Consider the following 21,906-nt stretch of genomic DNA (forward strand, 5'->3'; position numbering starts at 1 on the left):
CACATTAATGTATGGAGAAACAACTTTGAAAATTGCAACATATAATGTTGAAAATCTTTTTGATTTGCAACGAAACGGACATGAGTATAAAGAATATATTCCTTATGCAAAATCAAATTGGAATGATAAAAATTATAGAAAAAAACTTAAAAATATTGCAAAAGTCATCAAAGATATCAATCCCGATATCATTGGACTCCAAGAGATAGAATCTCTTCAGGCACTCAAAGATCTACGATATACTTTAAAAAGAGAAGGAGTTTATTACCAGTACTATAAAATTGCCAATTTAAAATCTACAACAATCAAAGTAGCCATTTTGAGTAAAATTCCGTTTGTATATACACATGAAATTGCTGTCACATCTTCCTACAGATATAGAAATATTTTAGAAGTGAAATTTAAAATAGGCAATGAAGATTTGTATATCTTAATTAATCATTGGAAATCAAAAGCAGGGCCTGAAAGCATGCGTATAGTCTCTGCAAAAAAACTCAGAAAAAGAATTGAAGAACTGGGAAAAAATAAAAATATAATTGCACTTGGTGATTTTAATTCTGATTATGAAGAGTATGAAATTTTTAAAAGAAAAAGAAAACATAATGACACAGATGGAATAACAGGTATCAATCATATACTGGGTACTATAAAGTATCAGAATTCATCACTAAATATACATCTGGCACCTTATGATTTTTACAACTTATGGTATGACACTGAATTAGAAAAAAGATACAGCTATATCTATAGAGGCAAAAAAGAAGCAATGGACAGTATTTTAGTCACAGCCGCACTTCTTGATAAAAAAGGCATTGATTATAAACCACATAGTATCGCTGCTTTTGAAAAGCCCTATCTGTTTAAAGGAAAAGAGATTTACAGATGGCAGACAACCAGGAGCAGATTAAGACGTCACAAAGGGAAAGGCTATTCAGACCATCTGCCTGTCATAGCAGAGTTTGTTCTGCACTGAGACACCATTCAACAGGCTTTTTCTTATGTTTGATCAAATACTCATTTGCTCTGGAAAAAGGCTTTGAATGAAAAAAACCTCTGTATGCCGAGAGCGGAGAAGGGTGAGAAGATTTAATAATACAATGTTTTGTTGTATCGATGAGAAACTCTTTTTTTTGTGACGGTCCACCCCATAATATAAAAACCAAATGTTCTTTTTCATCAGAGAGTTTTTTGATAACGGCATCGGTAAACTTTTGCCAGCCAAAATCTTTATGAGAATTTGCCTTCCCCTGTTCAACAGTTAAAACAGCATTAATCAACAAAACTCCCTCTTTTGCCCATTGTGTCAAATCCCCGTTTTTCGGATATTTACAACCTATATCATCGACTAACTCTTTGTATATGTTTTTTAGCGAAGGTGGAATATTACATTTTGGACAAACAGAAAAAGCAAGACCGGTAGCCTGATTTATTCCATGGTATGGATCCTGTCCTATAATTACAACTTTTACTTCAGAAGGCTTTACTAAATTAAAAGCTCTAAATATATTTTCAAAATTGGGGAATACAGTTTTTGATTTATATTCCAAAGATACTTTTTTAAGAAGTTTGATAAAATATTCTTTATGAATTTCATCATTGAGAAAATTTTTCCACCCGTTTTCCAATAACATTCTCTTTCCATTTTTTTACAATTATATAAAAATAATACTATGGATAAGATTAGTCGTTAGATGTAAAGAGTATCAATGATTATAAAATAGTTAAAGAGTAAGTAAAAATCTGATCAACTAGGCAGCGACCTACATTCCCACAAGTGAAACCTGCAGTATTATCAGCGATGAGAGGCTTAGCTTCTGGGTTCGGAATGGGGCCAGGCGTTTCCCTCTCTCTATAGCCACCTAGACAAGATCAGATATAAAGACATCTGACTGATGTATTTATATCTGATCTTATATCAGTTAAGAGTTGAGTAATATCAATTGTTAAAGTCAACAAACTCTTCGGAACCCAGACTTCAGTCTGGGCTAATTGGCTTAAAAGCCTAAAAGGCAAGGTTAAAACCTTGTTTCCGTCATACTAAATAACTTCTTAACATATCTCTTATTAGTATATATACACTAAATAAGGTAGTGAAGCAATTGTGTTCATTTAAGAACTTGGTAAAAAGACAAACGTACTATTAGTACTGGTCAGCTAAACACATTGCTGTGCGTACACATCCAGCCTATCAAGCTTGTAGTCTTCAAGCGTACTTCAGGGAACGTTCATCTTGGAGTTGGCTTCCCGCTTAGATGCTTTCAGCGGTTATCTCATCCGTGCGTAGCTACCCAGCTATGCCCTTGGCAGGACAACTGGTGCACCAGTGGCACGTCCAACCCGGTCCTCTCGTACTAGGGTCAGCTCTCCTCAACGTTCCTACGCCCACGGAAGATAGGGACCGAACTGTCTCACGACGTTCTGAACCCAGCTCGCGTACCGCTTTAAATGGCGAACAGCCATACCCTTGGGACCTGCTCCAGCCCCAGGATGCGATGAGCCGACATCGAGGTGCCAAACCTCCCCGTCGATGTGAGCTCTTGGGGGAGATCAGCCTGTTATCCCCGGCGTACCTTTTATCCTTTGAGCGATGGCCCTTCCACACAGAACCACCGGATCACTATGACCGTCTTTCGACTCTGCTCGACTTGTATGTCTCACAGTCAGTCCGGCTTATGCCATTATACTCTACGAAGGATTTCCAACCCTTCTGAGCCGAACTTTGTAAGCCTCCGTTACTTTTTAGGAGGCGACCGCCCCAGTCAAACTACCCACCAGACATTGTCCTCGCACGAGATAATCGTACGGAGTTAGCTATCAGAATATTCAAGGGTGGTATCTCAAGGTTGCCTCCTCCAGAACTGGCGTCCTGGATTCAACGGCTCCCACCTATCCTGCACATGAATATCCCAATAGCAGTGTCAAGCTATAGTAAAGGTGCACGGGGTCTTTCCGTCTTTCCGCGGGTAGGAGGAATTTTCACCTCCACTACAATTTCACTGGATCCCTTGTTGAGACAGCTCCCATCTCGTTACGCCATTCATGCAGGTCGGTATTTAACCGACAAGGAATTTCGCTACCTTAGGACCGTTATAGTTACGGCCGCCGTTTACTCGGGCTTCAATTCATGCCTTCGCTTGCGCTAAGCAATCCTTTTAACCTTCGAGCACCGGGCAGGCGTCACACCCTATACATCCACTTACGTGTTAGCAGAGTGCTGTGTTTTTGGTAAACAGTCGGGAGGGACTCTTTGCTGCGACCCGTCAGTGCTTCTGGGAGTAAATCCCATAACACTTAGGGCACACCTTATACCGAAGATACGGTGCTAGTTTGCAGAGTTCCTTAACAAGGGTTCATCCACGCGCCTTAGAATACTCATCTCACCCACCTGTGTCGGTTTACGGTACGGGCAACATTACATCTCGTTTAGAGGCTTTTCTCGGCACGACAGTATCAAGGGTTCTGGTCGCTCTCCGAAAAGATTGACCAGCCTGTCAGATCTCGGTCGCTTGACGAGCGGATTTGCCTACTCGTCGACCTACGTCCTTCGAGCCACTATTCCATCAGTGACCCCCTTTAACTCTATGCGTCCCCCCATCACTCAAACGATGTAATGTCGGTATCGGAATATTAACCGATTTGCCATCGTCTACCCCTTTCGGACTCGACTTAGGTCCCGACTAACCCTACGATGACGAGCATCGCGTAGGAAACCTTGGGTTTACGGCGAAGAAGATTCTCACTTCTTTTCTCGCTACTCATGCCTGCATGCTCACTTCCATCCGCTCCAGTACTCCTTACCGGTATACCTTCAGCGCTGAATGGAACGCTCTCCTACCACTTACAGTAAACTGTAAATCTAAAGCTTCGGTGTTTATCTTAGCCCCGTTATATTTTCGGCGCAGAATCGCTAGACCAGTGAGCTGTTACGCTTTCTTTAAAGGATGGCTGCTTCTAAGCCAACCTCCTGGTTGTCACAGCAACTCCACATCCTTTTCCACTTAGATAAAACTTTGGGACCTTAGCTGTTAGTCTGGGTTGTTCCCCTCTCGACATAGGATTTTATCACCCTACGCCTGACTCCCGAGGTTACACGTATAGTATTCGGAGTTTGATAGGGTTTGGTACCGCGGTAAGCAGCCCTAGCCCTGTCAGTGCTCTACCCCTATACGCTAATGCTCGAGGCTATACCTAAATATATTTCGGAGAGAACCAGCTATCACTGAGTTTGATTGGCCTTTCACCCCTATCCACAAGTCATCCCAAGAATTTTCAACTTCTACGGGTTCGGTCCTCCACTGGCTCTTACACCAGCTTCAACCTGCTCATGGATAGATCACTCAGTTTCGGGTCTGCAGCATCTGACTATGTCGCCCTATTAAGACTCGCTTTCGCTACGGCTTCTCGTTCGATTAACCTTGCCAGATACCACAACTCGCAGGCTCATTATGCAAAAGGCAGTCCGTCACACTTATTTAATAGTGCTCCGAATGATTGTAAGCCATAGGTTTCAGGTTCTATTTCACTCCGCTCACCGCGGTCCTTTTCACCTTTCCCTCACGGTACTTGTTCGCTATCGGTCTAGTAGTAGTATTTAGGGTTGGAGGGTGGTCCCCCCATATTCAGTCAAGATAACACGTGTCCCGACCTACTCGTTCCATACCTTAGTTTCCACATAAATGTTTTCGCTTACGGGAGTATCACCCTCTATGCTCATCCTTTCCAGAATGTTCTGCTAACAAATATGCTAAATGTATGCGCCCTATTCCAATTTCGCTCGCCGCTACTCTCGGAATCTCGTTTGATTTCTCTTCCTTTGGGTACTGAGATGTTTCACTTCCCCAAGTTCGCCCCACCCGAAGGTGGTAACACGAATCGCTCCGTGCTGGGTCGCCCCATTCAGAAATTCCCGGATCAAAGCTTCTTGGCAGCTCCCCGAGACTTTTCGCAGCCTAGTACGTCTTTCATCGCCTCTACTAGCCAAGGCATCCACCTATGGCCCTTAATATCTTTTTATTCTATGTTGCGTTCACTACCTTATTTAATGTATGAATACATTAAACAAGATGAATGATCTGTTATTGTAGTTATTTAGTTTTTAATTATATCTCTATAATTAAAGTTGTTGACTTTAACAATTGTAATTTAATGATCGTTTGGTTTTTAAACCAAATATAAATTCTTATGACTTTAAGAACTTATATTTAATTTAAAACTTGTTTCTTAGATGAGTTGTGCTTAAAAAAGAAGCGAAGCATACTTTAGTATGTGAGTTTCTTTTTTAAGTGCAAATCGCTAAGAAATGGTGGAGAATAGCGGGATCGAACCGCTGACCTCCTGCGTGCAAGGCAGGCGCTCTCCCAGCTGAGCTAATTCCCCATTTTATAATCGTAATTCAAATGAACACAGATCACTGAAAACTAAGCAAGTAAGACTTAAAAGATAACCAATAAACGATCTCTGTGAGATTTTCTTTTGAATGAAGTAGTCAAACGAATGACTCTTCTTTACTCTAGAAAGGAGGTGATCCAACCGCAGGTTCTCCTACGGTTACCTTGTTACGACTTCACCCCAGTCGCTAATTCCACCGTAAGCGGTAGCCCCCCGAAGGTTGGCTTCCCGATTTCGGGTGAAATCAACTCCCATGGTGTGACGGGCGGTGAGTACAAGCCCGGGAACGTATTCACCGTAGCATTGCTGATCTACGATTACTAGTGATTCCAGCTTCATGGAGTCGAGTTGCAGACTCCAATCCGAACTGAGAGACGCTTTAAGTGATTAGCTCCACCTCGCGGTATCGCAACACTCTGTACGCCCCATTGTAGCACGTGTGTAGCCCTAGCCATAAGGGCCATGATGACTTGACGTCGTCCTCACCTTCCTCCTCCTTACGAAGGCAGTCTCCTTAGAGTGCTCAGCTTAACCTGCTAGCAACTAAGGACGAGGGTTGCGCTCGTTGCGGGACTTAACCCAACATCTCACGACACGAGCTGACGACAGCCGTGCAGCACCTGTTTTCGAGCTCCCCGAAGGGCACCCCGCCATCTCTGGCAGGTTCTCTCAATGTCAAGGCTAGGTAAGGTTCTTCGCGTATCTTCGAATTAACACATGCTCCACCACTTGTGCGGGTCCCCGTCTATTCCTTTGAGTTTTAATCTTTGCGACCGTACTCCCCAGGCGGTTCACTTAATCTGTTAAGTGCATCACCGCCCTGACTAGCAGAGCGACGACTAGTGAACATCGTTTAGGGCGTGGACTACCAGGGTATCTAATCCTGTTTGCTCCCCACGCTTTCACGCCTTAGCGTCAGTTATGTTCCAGGAGATCGCCTTCGCTTTCGGTATTCCTAGTGATATCTACGGATTTTACCCCTACACCACTAATTCCATCTCCCCCTCCCATACTCTAGGTCGGCAGTTTCAAATGCAGTTCTACAGTTAAGCTGTAGGATTTCACATCTGACTTGCCAACCCGCCTACGCGTCCTTTACGCCCAGTGATTCCGAATAACGCTTGCACCCTCCGTATTACCGCGGCTGCTGGCACGGAGTTAGCCGGTGCTTATTCATATGCTACCGTCATTTTCTTGACATATAAAAGGAGTTTACACACCGAAATGCGTCATCCTCCACGCGGCGTTGCTGCATCAGGGTTTCCCCCATTGTGCAATATTCCTCACTGCTGCCTCCGTAGGAGTCTGGTCCGTGTCTCAGTACCAGTGTGGCGGATCATCCTCTCAAACCCGCTACCCGTCATCGCCTTGGTAGTCTCTTACACTACCAACTAGCTGATGGGATATAGACCGATCCCTTGGCGGAATCCATTTCCCGACTTATCTTGTGATAAGAAGGAGTATCCGGTATTAATCATCGTTTCCAATGGCTATCCCGGTCCAAGGGGCACATTATCTATATATTACTCACCCGTGCGCCACTCGTCAGCATAGTAGCAAGCTACCATCTGTTACCGTTCGACTTGCATGTGTTAAGCACGCCGCCAGCGTTCATTCTGAGCCAGGATCAAACTCTCCATAATTGTTATTACAGAAAGATAAGTAAACTTATTACTGATCTTTTGCCCAAGATTATTAAATCATTGGCTTTGTTATTTTAAGTCTTAATAAAACTGCTTAAGGTTCTATTACTAGACTGTATAGTTATCTATTACTATTAAGGGAACCATACAGGCAAGCCTGTATGGATTTCAAAATAGAATAGACGGTTGTTGTTTATTAGTTATTTCTAAGTAATTTATCTCTTTAACTCTAAAGTTAAAGAGTCTCTTACTTGCTTAGTTTTCAATGATCTCAAACATTTTTAAAAGCTTCTACTTGAAGTCTCTCTAGGCCTTTTAAATCAGGTCTCTCTGTTTGTGGATGGGAATTATAGGGGAGTGTTGCTTAGAGACTGCTTAATGTTTGGTGGGTTTTTTAAAAAGTTTTTGAAGTTACTGTTTCTTAATATTTTTTTCACGTCTATAGCTATAATATGTGTGCATACCCGGTTTCCGGTTCTATTTTAATTACAATCTCATTCCTGTTGTTCGCACTCGTTTTTGGATTAATACAAACATCCAAACAAAGCTTTATATAAATTGCTGATGTCGCAATTCTATCAACAGCAGAATTTAAAGCAACCATAGAAGTTGAACTTGTATTCCCTCTGTATGGTCTGCCTATATGATCAAACAAAATTCTTCTTGCTCCTGAACCTGTGCTTCCTCCTGTCACTGTAATAGCAGCAATACCATATTTCTTGCCTATGTCCAACTCTTTTGAAAGATGTTTTGTTTCAGAATTGTCAAAATTATTATTTGCAACACCAATCAAATACTTACCTTTTTTTAGCGGATTTTGTGCTACTTCCACATCAGTATATGTATTGTTCGCGCTTGGATTACCATCATACGCTCCACCAATTTTAGCAGGAGAATCCGAAAATATCATGTAAGAGTTTGTTCCGGCAGCCGTGGAAAATGCCAATTGCCACTTTTGCCTAAACCAGTATGGCTCATTCGCATCAAACTTGTCATCAATAATTGCCAAATGCTGCGTATACCTTATATGGGAAACCAATTGTATAGCTGCTTCCTGTAAAGGATTGGTCTTGGTATGCGGAATTATAACTGCTGCCAATATACCAATTACAACCACCACAAAAACAATTTCTAAAAGAGTAAAAGCTTTTTTCATGAGTGTAGTATATCAGAATAGAATAAAAAAAAGGGAGGGGGAAAAGGAATGAAGATAAGACAAAGAGTAACCTCTTTGTCTCATGCAGAATAATTAAATTTTTTCTGCTTTTTTTACATCGTAAAGAATATCATCCATCGGATGTCTGTACATTGGCATAGCAAGACGTTTTTCATCAAGAACATGCCCGATAAAACCTATTGAACGACCAACTATAAAGAATGAATTGAGAGTACCTGATTCGATAAATTCATTGATTTCTTCTTCAGAGTATCCCAGTGCTCTCCACATATCAACCATTAAGATACCTATAGTACCATCAACATTTAAGATAAGGTTCTCTTTTTTTGATGTTGTTAACGCTTCAACAGTTTTTGCATAATCCAGCAGTGGAGTACTTGGAAAATGTTCTGCTGCGTAATTCATAAGACCCGTAACACGAAGATCCGGATTTTTAAGAGATTTAATACGGTGACCGATACCTGGAATTGGTACGCCTTCACTTTTCATATATGCTAAAAACTCTTTTGGAGAAAGATTGTTATCATCAGCATATTTAAAATATTTTGCCGCACCGTCAATTGCACCACCAAATCTCGGACCAATTGTCAATAAACCGGTTACAAGTGATTCAACAACTGATTTACCTGCACGTGCTGTTACTTTTGCATTATGCGCACCAGAAACCGCAGGACCGTGGTCTGCTACTGTTTTTATAACAGTTTCTATAAAATCTGTCGCCCATTTTGGATACTGTTTTTTAAACCATAAAAGTGAAATAACATCACCGATACCTTTACCTGTATCCGGAGTCGCAACAGATGAAATAGGAAAGCCTGCATATGTAGCCTCTTCCCCTCTGTCATCAGAAATAGTACAGATAAAGTTTTTAGAACGACGCATTTTAGGAATAACATTGATTTCAGGTTCTTCAATTTCCCCAATAATGCCTTTTGTTTTTAAATCATCATAAACTTCCATGATAGTTGCCGGTAAATCGTTAAATGTAGCCGGTACATGTATACCAGCTTCAGCCATCGCTTTGTTTTTAGCTTCAGCAGTTTCACGCTCAGCATTTGCTGAAGCACCAGCATGCCCGAATTGAACACCGGAATCATAATACTTAGCAATAGTACCGATACACCATGCAATAATTGGCTTAGTAATTTTTCCGGATTTTACTGCTTCGATTACTTTATACTCTTCTGTACCACCGACTTCACCCAGTAAAATCATATATTTTACATCCGGGTTTTCTTGCATACGCAATAAATTGTCAATAAAAACTGATCCTACGAATCTGTCACCACCGATAGCAACACCCTCAGCAATACCATCAGCATTAATTGCAATGATGTTTGAAAGTTCGTTAAAAAGTCCACCAGAGCGTGTCACAAGTCCACATGAACCTGCACGGTGCAATTTTGAGTTGATAATATTTTCAATAGTACCACCGATATTGGCAATTTTAAATGCACCCGGAACAATAGCACCAACAGTTGCAGGTCCTATAACAGTTACATTGAGTTCTCTTGCATAGGCATTCATGCCACGGGCAAGTCTTTCCGGAATTCCCTCAGCTGTGATCATGATTGTTTTAAAGCCGCCAAGGTTTAAGGCTTCCATAGTTACATCATAAGCCGTTCTGAATGATGCAAAGTTTAAAAGTACATCAGCTTGCGGCTGAGCAGCTTTTGCTTCTGCTGTACTTTTGTAAATAGGGACCATAATCTCATCCGCACCCCAAAAAAACTTTTCAAATTTGTTTGAACTCGTAGGTGCAACGATTGCCGCCACAGATGGTGTTTCTCTTTTGATTGTGTAATCATAGTCAAGCATTCTCTGGATAGCAGTTTTGTTGTTATTCCAAAAAATTGCTTGTGTATCTCTAGTAAATAATTTTCCCATCTTTTCTCCTTACTTCTCTTCTAATGCCATACGCACGATGTCTGTTACATGTGTTTCCGGACCATATACTTCAATGTTTAAACCTAATCTGTCAGCAGCTTCTTTGATGTCTTTTAAACCTTTTTCATAGTTTGGACCACCACGTCTGACATAAATTTTTATACCTACATCTTTCATTTTATCGGCGTAATTTTCAAAAGCCTGAATAATACCTGTAAATGTTTTTGCAACATCTGTAAAGTTTGCAATCGCTCCACCAATGATTAAGATTTTATCACGCCCTTGAGGATCTTTTTCTCTTGTCATTAAATCAAGAAGTGTTTCAGCATAAAATTTTGTTTCACCCGTAGTTGGACCACCTGAGTATTCACCATAGTTCGCTAAATCTTCAATACCTGCAAAATCAGCAATAGTATCAGCGTATACAACTGAAGCACCACCACCGGCAACCATAGTCCATATTCTAGCTTCAGGCTTCAGTAATGTAAGCTTGAGTGAAGCACCTGTTTTTGCATCTGCTTCCTCGATTGCTTCAACTTCCGGAGATTTTGCTTCCATACCAAATGCAGTTGGATACTCAACATCACCCCACTCTTCTACCATCATAAATCCGGCAGTATCATCCAGTTTTGCAACCATGTCTAAAAGCTCAATTTTTGTTCCCTGCATAACAAATGGATTAATTTCAAGGTATGCAAAATTTAGTTCACGATACGCTTTAAAAAAACCGATTGCAAATTTTGCAAAATTTTCTTTATCTTCTTCTTTTACATCTGCAGGAATATTTGCTTTTATTTTCTCGGCGATCTCTTCTTCTGTAGCAGTAATCGGGAATGCAACTTCGGTAACTTTTTCATCCCATCCCTCTTCAACTTCCATACCGCCTTCAGCTGACATGTAGAGAACATCTTCATCTCCTACCACAGTTGCTGAAATATAATACTCTTCAGACTGATCATGCGGAGTAAACGGCTCAACAATAAAGTGAGTCAATCTGTCTACTTTTGGCTCACCTGTCGGAGTATCTCCCTCAAATGAAAAATAGACTGCCACATCTTCTTTCGCTTTTTCGTCAATCCATGCTGCAGCTTTTTCTAAAGTAACATCACCCGGTTTTTGATCTTTAAAAAGCACCAAGTTGTTTTTACCACGTTTACCAAACAGCATATCCGGTTTTACAACTAATGGTTTTTCTTTTAACCATGGTTTTTCTTTTGCAGCTTCAAGCAGTTCCGCACCTGATGTTACCAGAACCGTCTCGTATGCATAAGTGAAATCTGGAAAGTATTTATTCCAATGTTTTGCTAAAATTGACTTCGCGTCATATTCTCGTATCGCTTTTTGAGCCATAGAAACTCCCTATTTTGATATTTGTGGATTATTCTAGCATAAAGTATCCAACAAATATCTTTGGTTTATATTAACCATTAAATAGATTTATTTATTGTTTATTTTAGTAACATTAGCCTTATACAGTATTTTATTTTTGTAACGTATAGTAACATCACTCTTAATATTTGAATGAGGTTTCAGTTCTTGTAAAACATTTTCATCACATTTATCAATAAAATAAAATTTTAATCTTTTCTGCATATCCTGGCTGGTTTTCACACACAATATATTCATTGCTTTTAACTCGGTTGCAAGTTTTTTGGCAATATGCATTTTATATGCAAAATGTTTTTTTGGATTGTCTAAAAGTAAATACAGTTCTTTGTTAAACATTACAATTAGGGTATTAAAAATTAAAAATACAAAGGCCAACACAAATATTGCTCTGTATCTTTTCCTGAAGTTTGTCAGTCTCACCCTGTATGAATGTGCAAAAGTTTTCGCCGCCAAGGGCAGCGCTAAAATCAGATAAGGTGCAAATAACTCAAGTTCGACACGTTGTCTAAATGACAGGAGTAAAGAAAACAATAAAGCAGTTGATGCTATATACCATATTTGGTCATTCTCGTCATTAAGGTAACCACGATACAGCGTATAAAAAATATATATAAATATAACAGGGGTAAAAATAGCACTGTAAACTCCGATTGTGTCTAAAAAATGACCACTCGGCACACCGGATATATTTAAACCGTAGATATAAACAGACAAACCTGAGAGAAAAAGATTATATAAAAACAATATTTTATTTTTTTGAAATAAATAAAATATTGCAAGTCCTACAAACAAATAAACAAAACCCGCATCTAAAAGTGCATACAAAAACAACAGAACATTCAAGTAATAATCATTCAGTTTTTGACTCAAATATATGTACAGAAACAGTCCAAAGATAATCAAACCGGCATGACTGACAACAAGAGCAGCACTGACAACCCCAGGCAAAAGTACAAATACTGTTACTAACCATAACCTGTTTCTCTCTAATGCCAAGTATTTTGCAGAAATCGCATATAAAAGCCATGCACTTAAAAGATGTAAAAGTATCATCACAAACCGTAATGCAAAATCATTTTGTCCAAATATTTTTAATGAGAGTTTCACTAATTGCTGTAAGAAGGAAGCATCTCCGTACAAAAGTGATGCTTCAGAGGGAGAGATGGAAATTTGCGTAGTTTGAAAAATAAGAATAGATGCATCCAATCCAAGTATCAGGAATAAGATGATTCGATATTTCATAATTTTAAAAAATTTCCAATAATTTCATGTCCGTATTCGCTCATTATAGATTCAGGATGAAACTGCACGCCGTAAATATCTTTATCTTTTATTTTTAGTGCCATTATTTCATCATCATCCATACTGAAGGCTGTCGGTTCGATACTCTCCGGTATACTCTTTTTATCGACTATCAGAGAATGATAACGTGTTGCCGTAAATTCATCCGGCAGAGTGTCAAAGAGTTTACATGTAGAGTGTTTAATCTTTGATGTTTTACCGTGCATCATATTTTTGGCACGCACGATATCTGCACCAAAAGCCTGTGCAATACTCTGGTGCCCTAAGCATATACCAAGAATCGGCAATTTGTCCTGAAAATAATTTATCACTTCCAAGGTTACACCTGCCTCATCAGGAGAAGCCGGTCCGGGAGAAATTATAATTTTTTCCGGATGAAGATTTTCTATCTCTTGCACACTCATCTCATCATTGCGTATAATTTTTAAATCCGCTCCAAGTTCCCTGCAATACTGAACAATATTGTATGTAAAACTGTCATAATTATCTATCATTAATATCAAAATTTTTCCTACTGAGTAATCTATATATTTTTTTGTAGTATAGCTATATTGCTCTTGTATTTTACTTATTAGTTTCTTCATTCAATGCAATATTGTCACCTGTTCCAAGCAGGACGCCTATCCATTGTGTATTTTGATTGGCATCAAAAATAATCTTTGCCATTATTGTTAAAGGAATTGACAAAAGCATGCCTACTATGCCCAAAAGCCATCCCCAGAACATGAGTGAAAGAAAAACTATCAGGGTGGACAGTCCTAAACCTTTTCCCATAATTTTAGGTTCAAGAATAGAGCCTATGACTATATTTATCACAGTGTATAACACCATGACTGCCAAAGCGCTCATGCCTCCCAGCTGCACTAAAGTAATTAAAACAGCAGGAATGGCTGCAATTATTGAACCTATATTTGGGATAAAGTTTAACATAAAAGCCAATACTCCCCATAAAAAGGCATAATCTGTACCTAAAAAATAGAGACTCATCCATATGATGGCACCGGTAAACAATGAAATGAGTGCTTTGAGTACCATATAGTTTTTTATTTTAGAAAAAATTCTTTCTATATGAGCCATTGTCTCTTGATGTCCGTCAGCCAGTTCCACTTTTTTTACAAAATATTGTGATTCAAGCAGCATAAATATCACTGTTAAAATAATGATAAAACCATTTGTAAACATAGCACCCATACTTTGAATAATACTTGTTGCGAATTTCATCGCCTGTTTCATATTTATCAGGTTTGCTATATCCTCAGTTGAAATTTCTATACCGAAAGAAGCGGTATAGTGTGAAATAAGCTGATAATATTGCGCAAGTTTTTGTGCATATGTATCAATATTGGCACTAAAATCATGCACTGAATTACCCACAAGTTTTGCAATCAGCGCCAAAAACAGAATAAAGACTGTTATTACCAAAGTAACAGACACAATATCCGGTATCGACTTTGACTTAAAATAATTATACAAAGGAGAGAGGATAATTGCAATAAACAAAGAGAGTAAAAACGGAATGATAATGACTGATGCACTTTTTATGCCTGCCAGGACAATCACAACACTTGCCATAACGATAAAATAATAGCCTATTTTATGCTCTTTCATACGTTTTTCCTTTAGCTTTGAATCTCTTGCTGATTTGTAATCTGCTGTAAATAGTTTGAAATATTAATAAGTGAAAAAGTGACTAAAAAAATCATTAAACCTGGAAAAAAACTCACCCACCAGGCAATGTCAATAACATCTTTTCCTCCACTTAAAATTGTCCCCCAGCTCATCTGAGGTGCGACAATTCCCAATCCTAAAAAACTCAATCCTGACTCTGCCAAAATAGCACCGCCCACGCCGAAAGTAAAACTTACAAAATAGATCGGAGCCAAAACAGGGGCATAATATTTTAAAAGTATTTTTAATGTATTTACCTTTGCAATCTTGAGTATTTTAATATAAGGCTGGGAAGTAATCTTAAAACTCTCAGAGCGTATCAGCCTGGCGGTTGTCATCCACCCTGTAATTGATATAATAACAATCAGAACCAAAGCAGAGGCATTGACATAACTGACCAATGCAAGCAGTAAAAAAAATGTCGGAAATGTCAAAAAAAGATCGACTGTAATGACAAAGATCCTGTCCACGCTTCCTTTGAAATATCCGGCCATCGAACCCAGAATCAGTCCAATAAAAGAAGCGACAAAAGCACTCCCTGCCCCAATAACAAGAGAAACTTCTCCTCCGGCAATAAGGCGAGCCAATATATCCCTTCCCAGCCTGTCCGTGCCTAAAGGGTGCATCAAGGAAGGCGCCAACAAAATTGCTTTTGCATCTAAAGCATAGGGGCTGGCATGGTATAGTTGTGATCCGAAAAACGAAAACAGGAAAATAAAGATGAGTATAAATATACTGAATTTAGGCATAAAGCTATTGTTTAATGCCTAAAAGTGTCTGCATCATTTGATCAACAGTAGTAATCACTTTTGCGGCAGCACCATAAGAAGTCTGATACTTGATGAGATTTGTCATCTCTTCATCAATACTTACTTTTGTAATAGAATTATATTCCATCTCTGTCGCATTAAATTGCGTAGAAACAGTTTCATTCCTTGTTATGGCTGAATTTGTTGAGATGCCTACATAGGTACTGGTAATATCAAACATCCCGTATGTTGTCGTATCATACTGCTCATTTCCTACCTGAAATTTATAGGATTCAAACTGTTGCTGAACCATATCAAGAGCGACTCTGTTATCACCTGCATTGGATGAATAGCCAGCATGTAATTGTGTCGGATTATTCCTGTATTGTGTATTGAGACGAATATCTCTTGCATTAGTTCCCTCAAAAAAGGAACCAAGCCCTATAGCACCTGCAAAATTTGTTCCTGATGCAAATGTATTATCAGGTAAGTTGTCAACAACGGCAAATGTATAGCCTTGCGAATTGGCAGCTGTATTCATGCTGAGTTCAAGTTTTCTATCACCATTCGCATTTGGTGCATAATTAAAGATCATATAATCATCAACATCATTATTGGCATTTGCATCACTGTTGTCATCTTTATTTGCGATGATTTGCCCCTCAATTGAGTTGGAACCACTGATACCTGACATAGAAGTTGCAGCATCAATGTTTATCGTCCTTTTTGCCACCTCATTGCCATCTATATCATACACTGTCACATCAAAAGAACCGGGATTAATATTTAAAGAGGAAGTTACCAAAGGAGTTGCCGGATTAATATTAATGTTATTTGACTCCATTCGGGATCTGGCACTTTTTGCATACAGGTTGTTTGTTGATTCTATGAGGCCCTTGGCAAAAGCATCAAGATCTGAAACAACATTTTGCAATACACCATCTGTCGGCATACCACTTGTTGTATCAACAGCCCGACCTCTCAGATTGAAAATTGCTCCTATCTTTCCATTGGTTATCTCTTCTTCCATAGGAATAAGTGTACCGTCCTGTCGTTCATAGGAGAGTTCATAAAATCCATACGGATTATTCCCTTTTTCAATAGTGAGCGGATGATATGTACTGCCGTCAACAAGATTAAAACCGTTAACACTAAGTGTATAACTTCCGGTTCTTGTATTTGAATTGGAATCTATCTGAATATTTGATTCCAACTGTCCTTGATTTACTTCAGCGCCTATCAATCTGGATAAACTTCTTTCTATAACATTTCTTTTATCCCGTAAATCATTTGCAGTGTATCCTCCACCCGCTTCAGCAACATCAATGGACTTGTTAAGATCTGCCAACTGCTGAGCCAGACTGTTTACCTCAGTAATATTAACATCAAGCTGGTCATTTACCTGCATTTGTAAATTTAAAACCTGGTTTTGTGTTTGGGTTATATGCTGTGTCAGTGTTTCGGTCTGTTTTGCCAATGCAACTTTTATGGAATCATTATTTGGATTATCAGCAAAAGTCTGCCACATATTATAGTATTCGGCCAGGTCCGCTTTAATTCCGACACCATCTATTTCAGGAAAATATGTTGAGAGTTCTTCAAGTGTTTGTCTTTCAAAATCACTGTATTCTTTATCTGCAGAAACACTGCTGTATCTGTCAAACACAAAATTGTCAAATACTCTTTTGATATCCTGGATTTCAACGCCATTTCCAACATTTCCTGCACTCGTAATCAAAGGATTTGCAGCTGAAGTGATCACTCTTTGACGGGTATATCCTTCATTTTCCGCATTTGCTATATTGTTTCCTGTTGTATTTATTCCGACTTGTGCTGCGCTTAATCCGCTGTATCCGATGCTGAGTGTATTAAAAATTGAAGCCATTTTAAACCCTTACTTCCAATATTGTAGAGTCTTTGGATGCAACCTTGTTGTACCCCTGCATTTCAGTGGGTACTAATCTTTCCAGGAATGTATTGTATAAATTACTCACGACAACTACTAACTTTGCATACTGTTTATTCACTGTTCTGAGTTCTGATAAGCTTTGTTTTAATTCATCCAATAGTTGATGCTGTGTTTCATCTAATAATTGGGGAAGTTCAACATCCGGATGGGATGTAATTAACGCAGAAATTTCGTAATCTATCATTGCTTTTTTTGCTTCAAAGCTTTTTAGTTTTTCTTCTTTTATGGAGAGTCTTTCAAACTGATGGTCATGTTGCGCTTTTTGAATATCTTTGATATCTGATTTTGTTATTGAAATTAAATCTTTTAAATCCTGTAAAGCACTCTGCAAATGATGACTCAACATGCCATTCTCCTGTTCGTTTATTTCTAAAGTAACTCATCTGCCATTTTTTTAGACAATGCAGACAAATCTACTTTGTATTGTCCTGAGTCTATAGACTCTTTGAGTTGTTCGACTTTACTGCTCTTGTTTTCCACAGCAGTTACTGAAGTATTCTCTTTTTTTTGTGTGTTTGAAAGTGTATTGTTCACATAGGCACTCCCCAACACTGAATTATTTACTTTTGAAATCATAATTCATCCTTTATATAATAAGTTTGTTTTATTGCTATTGTTATATCGGCAATAACCAGAACTTATTAAGTTGATTTTATGAATTCTTTTGAGATAAATAATCATAAAGCATTTGCGAAAATCCGAAACTTCCGGCACTTGCTTTAGAAAGCTCATCTCTGTACATTGATTTATATATTTTATCTCCCGGATCATTTTGTGATGAAAAAAGATTCTTATCATCTTTCATCGCATTATCCATCAGCATTTTTACTATAACGGCTTCAAAAGCATCTGTCTGTTCTCTCAGAGCCTTATCCTGCGCCTTTTCGTCAATCCTGGGTATTGCTTTATTCGCTGTAGCCATTTGTGCCTGGGCATTGACAGCATTCATTGAGTAATTCATCATATCACCTTTAGTTCTGCAGATATACTCCCTGCACTTTTCATCGCTTCAAGTATAGATATAATATCTTTTGGTGAAGCTCCGAGTTTTTGCAAAGATCTTACAAGGTTTGCCACTGTTGTTGTTCCCTCTTTGGTATAGACTTCATTCTCGTTTAAACCGATAACCAGATTATTATCAACACTCATTGAACCTGCAGGCTTTGAAATCTTTTTCTGTTCAACAATCTTTATCGTAATATCTCCGTGTGTTAAAACTACCGGTTTGAGTTCTATATTTACTCCAGCAACAATTGTTCCTGTTCTTTCATTTATTATGATTTTATCTTTTGGATGATAATCCATGTCGATCTCTTGAACCTCAGCCAAAAACTCTATCATAGAACGATTTTGTGGACATTTCAGTTTTATACTTCTTGAGTCCATAGCTATTGCTAACTGTGTATGATAATAATCATTAATTGCCTTTTGAATTCCAACAGCATTCCTGAATCCTGATTCTTTAAGAGATAATGTTGCATATTTTTGATGAAACAGATCAATATTGATTTCTCTTTCAATTATCCCTCCGTTAAAAACAATTCCTGTAGTAGGGTGTGACGCATTTCCTGCACCTCTTGTGTTCAGTCCGCCTATACTGATGGCTCCTTGTGCCAAAGCATAAATTTTTCCGTCAACCCCTTTTAAAGGTGTCATCAGAAGTGTTCCCCCTTCTAAAGATTTTGAGTCTCCTATAGAAGAAACGGTCACATCCATTTTATCACCCTGTCTGGCAAAAGGTTTCATAGTAGCAGTTACCACAACAGCAGCAACATTTTTCGACATGATGTCAATTGGATCCATGTTTATATTCATTGCACGAAGCATATTGGAGATAGACTGAAGAGTAAACCTTGAGGTAGTCCCGTCTCCGGTTTTTTTCAATCCGACAACAAGGGAATAGCCTATAACCTGATTGTCTCTTACTCCTACAATATTTGACACATCCGATATCTTTGTAGCATAAAGAGTAGAGAAAAAAAGTATAAACAGTAAAATAAATTTCATTAGCAATCCTTACATGTAAAGATAAACCAGCAAATTTTATTCCATATTATTGTTTGTAAGATATGTTAACGTAGTATTCCCAAATTTTTTTGATTTTTTCACCTTGTATATGCCTAAGAATTCAGGAATCTTCAGACCGCTCATATGTTCTACAATAATCATCTTTACATGTAAGGCAGGCAGTTTTTCTATAAGTTTCATAGTTTTTTCATAAATCTCTTCCATACCCTCACGGATGCTGAACGGAGGGTCAATGTAGAAGAATGCATCTTCATTCGATTTTTTCAGTCTAGAGAGAACTAACTCAATATTTTCAAAACTGTCTCCGGCAAAGACTTCACAGGCCGACGGGTCTGTCTGAGAAATATTTTTTTGAAGTGTTTTTAATGCTTCTTTGTCTTTTTCCATAAAGTATATTTTTTTTGCACCACGGCTGAGTGCTTCAAGACCTATTGATCCGCTCCCTGAAAAAACTTCAACAAAGTTTGCATCAACTATATCAAACTGTAAAGTATTAAAAAAAGATTCCAAAACTATAGACTTGGAACTTCGTGTAGTGACTTTTGACGGGAGCAAAAGTTTTTTTCCCTTATATTTTCCTGCAATAATCTTCTTGCTCAGTTGTTTACTTTTCATAAAATGCTTTCACCGCTCTTAGAATATTTTCCTGATACTCTTTTGTTAACAACTCAATTCTTTTTTCCAATACTTCAAAGTTCATTCTCTCACTTGTGTTCTGATCTTCAGGCTGAGTATTTGTACTCTCAGGATAGAGTTCATTATATTTTTTTTCCAAGGCCAAAATAAGCTGTGACTTTGAAAAAGGTTTCAACAAGTCTGCTCCTTCTTTCGTTGAAATATAAAAACATCGGCTCTCATTCAAGCACTCTTCATCACGAATGATTATGTCACTTTTTTTTGATGAACTTAAATACTTTGCCAAAAAAAGTTCTAATGACTTTTGCAAAAGCGGAGACTGGCATTCAACAGCTACTTTCATAAAACTATCCTCTCAAATAATACTCAAGCGAGTACTTTAAATCTTCATCCAAATCTTCCAGACACAACATCCAGTTCACATAATTAATATCATGTTGGACTATCTCTTCTATATATTTTCCCATATATTTTCCAAAGGGAAATTTTTCTAAAAGCACTTTTTGAAAACTTAATTCTTTCATCTTTTCTACTGTTGCATACTCAAGCAGATATTCAAACAATAATTTTGTTACAAATACATCATTGAGTGCATTATTGGAGCATAAAGCATCTTTAATTCCATACTGCTGTTTAAGCGCATTCTCTTGTCTGTACAGCTTGAGTTCATAGCGTAAAAACTGCAATGAAAACTGTTCGCACTCTTTGATAAGATGTTTTGTGACTTTTAATGTATCTATTACAGTTCCTTGCCATTGCAGACCCGAAACAGCAAATTTTTCCAAAACGAATTGTACATTATGTGCAATTAAAGTATTTTCAAAAGTATTGTTTTTTTGTAATATTTCATATACTTGCGTCATTTTAAAAAGCTTTTTATCTTTGATCATTTCATTTGTAACATGATGAATACTTGAAGCTGACGGCGGTATCTTTTTTCCTTCGTTTATAAGTTCGTAAAATACCTTTTCATCTTTTAATAATGCAACGGAGCACACAACATCGCCTGCTTCAATCCCTGTAGTCTGCACATCTGTAAAAATCAACATTTTTTTACCTGAACTTTTTTACATTTTACACTGAGTACAATGAAAGAAAAAAAACCGGCAATTAGTATAAATATATGCAGCACATACATATTAAACCATGTAAACACGCTCTCATATGAGCTAAAAAGCTTCATAACAATCACTGCCACAATCATTTCTCCTGCAACTGTCCATATCATCAGCATAAACCATTTTCGCCATACTTTCAACAAATCACCATATCCAATCTCATCTATAATCTCTCCTGTTTCTTCATTCGTCTCTTCTTTGGGACAACCTAACAGGACAAACACATACCCTTTTATGCATTTATTAAAAATATATTTCAGACTTCTAAATAAAACAATCAAAAGCGCAAAATTCCATGCCACCATAAACCAGAATTTAAATATAGTCAAAAGTGCCCTTGTTATTTCATTGTCTAATGTACCTGTTCCCTGGCTTATATATATTACCAGTGTTATAAAAGCAGCAATAAAAAAAGTCAGCAACGCTGTATACAATGTCAGTTTTACCGCCCACTGCAACCATATAAAAAAATAAAATCTACTCATTCTCCTGCCCGAATCTATTTAGCATATCATGATAATGTTCAAGTGTCATAAAACTTTTTTCAAACCTGTAGCGAATGACAAATTCCACTACCTTCTCTTTTAATTCAGTGGCAACATTCTCAACTCTTCCAAAATAGGCCAAAGAGATATTTTTACTTTTTTGTATTGCGTTTTTGTCATAATGAATTGCTAAAATCTGTAAATATTTTCCTTTTTTAATTGTACCAAGATCCTCCTCATTTAGCGATACACCCGAAAGGTTCACAGCTTTAAAATGAAATAAATCTTCAAATTTTGCTACTTTTTTGTCTATATCCAACTCCCCAAACAGCTTTTGTAATATTTTTAAATTTTGCTTTCTCGCCGTCTCATAACTGGAAATTTTATTTGTTAAATGTTTCAATCTGTCTAATGCGGAACTCATGTGTAAATCCTTTAAAAAATTAAGTATATCAAAAATAAACTGT

The 21,906-nt window shown here is 38.0% G+C and carries 19 protein-coding genes, 1 tRNA gene and 3 rRNA genes; 1 reads left to right on the forward strand and 22 read right to left on the reverse strand.

Annotation, left to right across the window (positions count from 1 at the left end; all coding sequences use genetic code 11):
- Nucleotides 1-25: 25 nt before the first annotated feature.
- Nucleotides 26-973: an endonuclease/exonuclease/phosphatase family protein gene (locus MLC35_RS08505; RefSeq protein ID WP_346389028.1), complete on the forward strand. Its 948-nt coding sequence runs from the start codon at nt 26-28 to the stop codon at nt 971-973.
- Here MLC35_RS08505 and MLC35_RS08510 read toward each other — a convergent pair.
- The 22 genes from MLC35_RS08510 to MLC35_RS08615 form a co-directional block, all read right to left on the reverse strand.
- Entirely contained in the window at nt 948-1,631 is a 684-nt protein-coding gene (locus MLC35_RS08510; RefSeq protein WP_418640544.1) for a uracil-DNA glycosylase, read from the reverse strand. The two genes, MLC35_RS08505 and MLC35_RS08510, sit on opposite strands and share 26 nt — an antisense overlap.
- Nucleotides 1,632-1,747: 116 nt before the next feature.
- Nucleotides 1,748-1,863: ribosomal RNA gene (rrf, locus tag MLC35_RS08515) — 5S ribosomal RNA — on the reverse strand.
- A 256-nt stretch (nt 1,864-2,119) separates the two neighbouring features.
- A 23S ribosomal RNA gene (locus MLC35_RS08520) occupies nt 2,120-5,013 on the reverse strand.
- A 287-nt stretch (nt 5,014-5,300) separates the two neighbouring features.
- Nucleotides 5,301-5,376: transfer RNA gene (locus MLC35_RS08525), tRNA-Ala, on the reverse strand.
- Nucleotides 5,377-5,513: 137 nt separating this feature from the next.
- Nucleotides 5,514-7,031, reverse strand: a 16S ribosomal RNA gene (locus MLC35_RS08530).
- The 16S, 23S and 5S rRNA genes sit together here with 1 tRNA gene alongside, the layout of an rRNA operon.
- Nucleotides 7,032-7,476: 445 nt before the next feature.
- Nucleotides 7,477-8,187 carry a prepilin-type N-terminal cleavage/methylation domain-containing protein gene (locus MLC35_RS08535; RefSeq protein WP_418640545.1) on the reverse strand — a complete coding sequence of 237 codons (711 nt, stop codon included), beginning with the start codon at nt 8,185-8,187 and terminating at the stop codon, nt 7,477-7,479.
- A gap of 93 nt (nt 8,188-8,280) precedes the next feature.
- On the reverse strand, nt 8,281-10,095 hold the full coding sequence (locus MLC35_RS08540; RefSeq protein ID WP_346389922.1) for a citrate/2-methylcitrate synthase: 1,815 nt from the start codon (nt 10,093-10,095) through the stop codon (nt 8,281-8,283).
- Nucleotides 10,096-10,104: 9 nt separating this feature from the next.
- Nucleotides 10,105-11,445: an ATP citrate lyase citrate-binding domain-containing protein gene (locus tag MLC35_RS08545; RefSeq protein WP_151899869.1), complete on the reverse strand. Its 1,341-nt coding sequence runs from the start codon at nt 11,443-11,445 to the stop codon at nt 10,105-10,107.
- Between the two features lie 87 nt (nt 11,446-11,532).
- The gene (locus tag MLC35_RS08550; RefSeq protein WP_434636585.1) at nt 11,533-12,726 is read right to left on the reverse strand and encodes a hypothetical protein; all 1,194 of its coding nucleotides are present in this window, start codon (nt 12,724-12,726) and stop codon (nt 11,533-11,535) included.
- The gene (locus MLC35_RS08555; protein ID WP_151901488.1) at nt 12,723-13,289 is read right to left on the reverse strand and encodes an anthranilate synthase component II; all 567 of its coding nucleotides are present in this window, start codon (nt 13,287-13,289) and stop codon (nt 12,723-12,725) included. Before MLC35_RS08555 ends, MLC35_RS08550 begins: the two co-directional genes overlap by 4 nt.
- Before the next feature lie 61 nt (nt 13,290-13,350).
- Nucleotides 13,351-14,394, reverse strand: coding sequence for an AI-2E family transporter (locus MLC35_RS08560; RefSeq protein WP_418640546.1), 1,044 nt, complete (start codon nt 14,392-14,394; stop codon nt 13,351-13,353).
- 11 nt (nt 14,395-14,405) lie between these two features.
- On the reverse strand, nt 14,406-15,203 hold the full coding sequence (locus tag MLC35_RS08565) for an ABC transporter permease (RefSeq protein ID WP_418640547.1): 798 nt from the start codon (nt 15,201-15,203) through the stop codon (nt 14,406-14,408).
- 4 nt (nt 15,204-15,207) lie between these two features.
- Nucleotides 15,208-17,088: a flagellar hook-associated protein FlgK gene (gene flgK / locus MLC35_RS08570; protein WP_434636587.1), complete on the reverse strand. Its 1,881-nt coding sequence runs from the start codon at nt 17,086-17,088 to the stop codon at nt 15,208-15,210.
- Nucleotide 17,089: 1 nt separating this feature from the next.
- The gene (locus MLC35_RS08575) at nt 17,090-17,518 is read right to left on the reverse strand and encodes a hypothetical protein (protein ID WP_346389917.1); all 429 of its coding nucleotides are present in this window, start codon (nt 17,516-17,518) and stop codon (nt 17,090-17,092) included.
- A 23-nt stretch (nt 17,519-17,541) separates the two neighbouring features.
- A complete protein-coding gene (locus MLC35_RS08580) occupies nt 17,542-17,748 on the reverse strand; it encodes a flagellar biosynthesis anti-sigma factor FlgM (RefSeq protein WP_151899863.1) in 207 nt (68 codons plus the stop codon).
- 76 nt (nt 17,749-17,824) lie between these two features.
- A complete protein-coding gene (locus MLC35_RS08585) occupies nt 17,825-18,133 on the reverse strand; it encodes a rod-binding protein (RefSeq protein ID WP_434636589.1) in 309 nt (102 codons plus the stop codon).
- Nucleotides 18,133-19,179: a flagellar basal body P-ring protein FlgI gene (locus MLC35_RS08590; protein ID WP_151899861.1), complete on the reverse strand. Its 1,047-nt coding sequence runs from the start codon at nt 19,177-19,179 to the stop codon at nt 18,133-18,135. The genes MLC35_RS08585 and MLC35_RS08590 overlap by 1 nt, the downstream gene beginning before the upstream one ends.
- A 36-nt stretch (nt 19,180-19,215) precedes the next feature.
- A complete protein-coding gene (rsmD, locus tag MLC35_RS08595; RefSeq protein ID WP_151899860.1) occupies nt 19,216-19,815 on the reverse strand; it encodes a 16S rRNA (guanine(966)-N(2))-methyltransferase RsmD in 600 nt (199 codons plus the stop codon).
- Nucleotides 19,805-20,179, reverse strand: a complete 375-nt coding sequence (locus MLC35_RS08600; protein WP_418640550.1) for a hypothetical protein — start codon at nt 20,177-20,179, stop codon at nt 19,805-19,807. Before MLC35_RS08600 ends, rsmD begins: the two co-directional genes overlap by 11 nt.
- A 4-nt stretch (nt 20,180-20,183) precedes the next feature.
- Entirely contained in the window at nt 20,184-20,885 is a 702-nt protein-coding gene (locus MLC35_RS08605; RefSeq protein WP_434636592.1) for an exonuclease domain-containing protein, read from the reverse strand.
- A complete protein-coding gene (locus MLC35_RS08610; RefSeq protein ID WP_434636594.1) occupies nt 20,879-21,439 on the reverse strand; it encodes a hypothetical protein in 561 nt (186 codons plus the stop codon). Before MLC35_RS08610 ends, MLC35_RS08605 begins: the two co-directional genes overlap by 7 nt.
- Nucleotides 21,432-21,863 (reverse strand): hypothetical protein, encoded by a 432-nt coding sequence (locus MLC35_RS08615; protein ID WP_151899856.1) that lies wholly within the window; start codon nt 21,861-21,863, stop codon nt 21,432-21,434. The genes MLC35_RS08610 and MLC35_RS08615 overlap by 8 nt, the downstream gene beginning before the upstream one ends.
- Nucleotides 21,864-21,906: the final 43 nt, after the last annotated feature.

Origin of the sequence: Sulfurimonas sp. NW7 (assembly GCF_051132265.1) — a bacterium.
Lineage (GTDB): Bacteria > Campylobacterota > Campylobacteria > Campylobacterales > Sulfurimonadaceae > Sulfurimonas > Sulfurimonas hydrogeniphila.

What these genes read in the sequence shown, in the direction of transcription:
- MLC35_RS08510 (WP_418640544.1), bottom strand. Translation starts at nt 1,631, where the DNA reads ATGTTATTGGAAAACGGGTGGAAAAATTTTCTCAATGATGAAATTCAT.
- MLC35_RS08535 (WP_418640545.1), bottom strand. Translation starts at nt 8,187, where the DNA reads ATGAAAAAAGCTTTTACTCTTTTAGAAATTGTTTTTGTGGTGGTTGTA.
- MLC35_RS08540 (WP_346389922.1), bottom strand. Translation starts at nt 10,095, where the DNA reads ATGGGAAAATTATTTACTAGAGATACACAAGCAATTTTTTGGAATAAC.
- MLC35_RS08545 (WP_151899869.1), bottom strand. Translation starts at nt 11,445, where the DNA reads ATGGCTCAAAAAGCGATACGAGAATATGACGCGAAGTCAATTTTAGCA.
- MLC35_RS08550 (WP_434636585.1), bottom strand. Translation starts at nt 12,726, where the DNA reads ATGAAATATCGAATCATCTTATTCCTGATACTTGGATTGGATGCATCT.
- MLC35_RS08560 (WP_418640546.1), bottom strand. Translation starts at nt 14,394, where the DNA reads ATGAAAGAGCATAAAATAGGCTATTATTTTATCGTTATGGCAAGTGTT.
- MLC35_RS08565 (WP_418640547.1), bottom strand. Translation starts at nt 15,203, where the DNA reads ATGCCTAAATTCAGTATATTTATACTCATCTTTATTTTCCTGTTTTCG.
- flgK (WP_434636587.1), bottom strand. Translation starts at nt 17,088, where the DNA reads ATGGCTTCAATTTTTAATACACTCAGCATCGGATACAGCGGATTAAGC.
- MLC35_RS08575 (WP_346389917.1), bottom strand. Translation starts at nt 17,518, where the DNA reads ATGTTGAGTCATCATTTGCAGAGTGCTTTACAGGATTTAAAAGATTTA.
- MLC35_RS08580 (WP_151899863.1), bottom strand. Translation starts at nt 17,748, where the DNA reads ATGATTTCAAAAGTAAATAATTCAGTGTTGGGGAGTGCCTATGTGAAC.
- MLC35_RS08585 (WP_434636589.1), bottom strand. Translation starts at nt 18,133, where the DNA reads ATGAATTACTCAATGAATGCTGTCAATGCCCAGGCACAAATGGCTACA.
- MLC35_RS08590 (WP_151899861.1), bottom strand. Translation starts at nt 19,179, where the DNA reads ATGAAATTTATTTTACTGTTTATACTTTTTTTCTCTACTCTTTATGCT.
- rsmD (WP_151899860.1), bottom strand. Translation starts at nt 19,815, where the DNA reads ATGAAAAGTAAACAACTGAGCAAGAAGATTATTGCAGGAAAATATAAG.
- MLC35_RS08600 (WP_418640550.1), bottom strand. Translation starts at nt 20,179, where the DNA reads ATGAAAGTAGCTGTTGAATGCCAGTCTCCGCTTTTGCAAAAGTCATTA.
- MLC35_RS08605 (WP_434636592.1), bottom strand. Translation starts at nt 20,885, where the DNA reads ATGTTGATTTTTACAGATGTGCAGACTACAGGGATTGAAGCAGGCGAT.
- MLC35_RS08610 (WP_434636594.1), bottom strand. Translation starts at nt 21,439, where the DNA reads ATGAGTAGATTTTATTTTTTTATATGGTTGCAGTGGGCGGTAAAACTG.
- MLC35_RS08615 (WP_151899856.1), bottom strand. Translation starts at nt 21,863, where the DNA reads ATGAGTTCCGCATTAGACAGATTGAAACATTTAACAAATAAAATTTCC.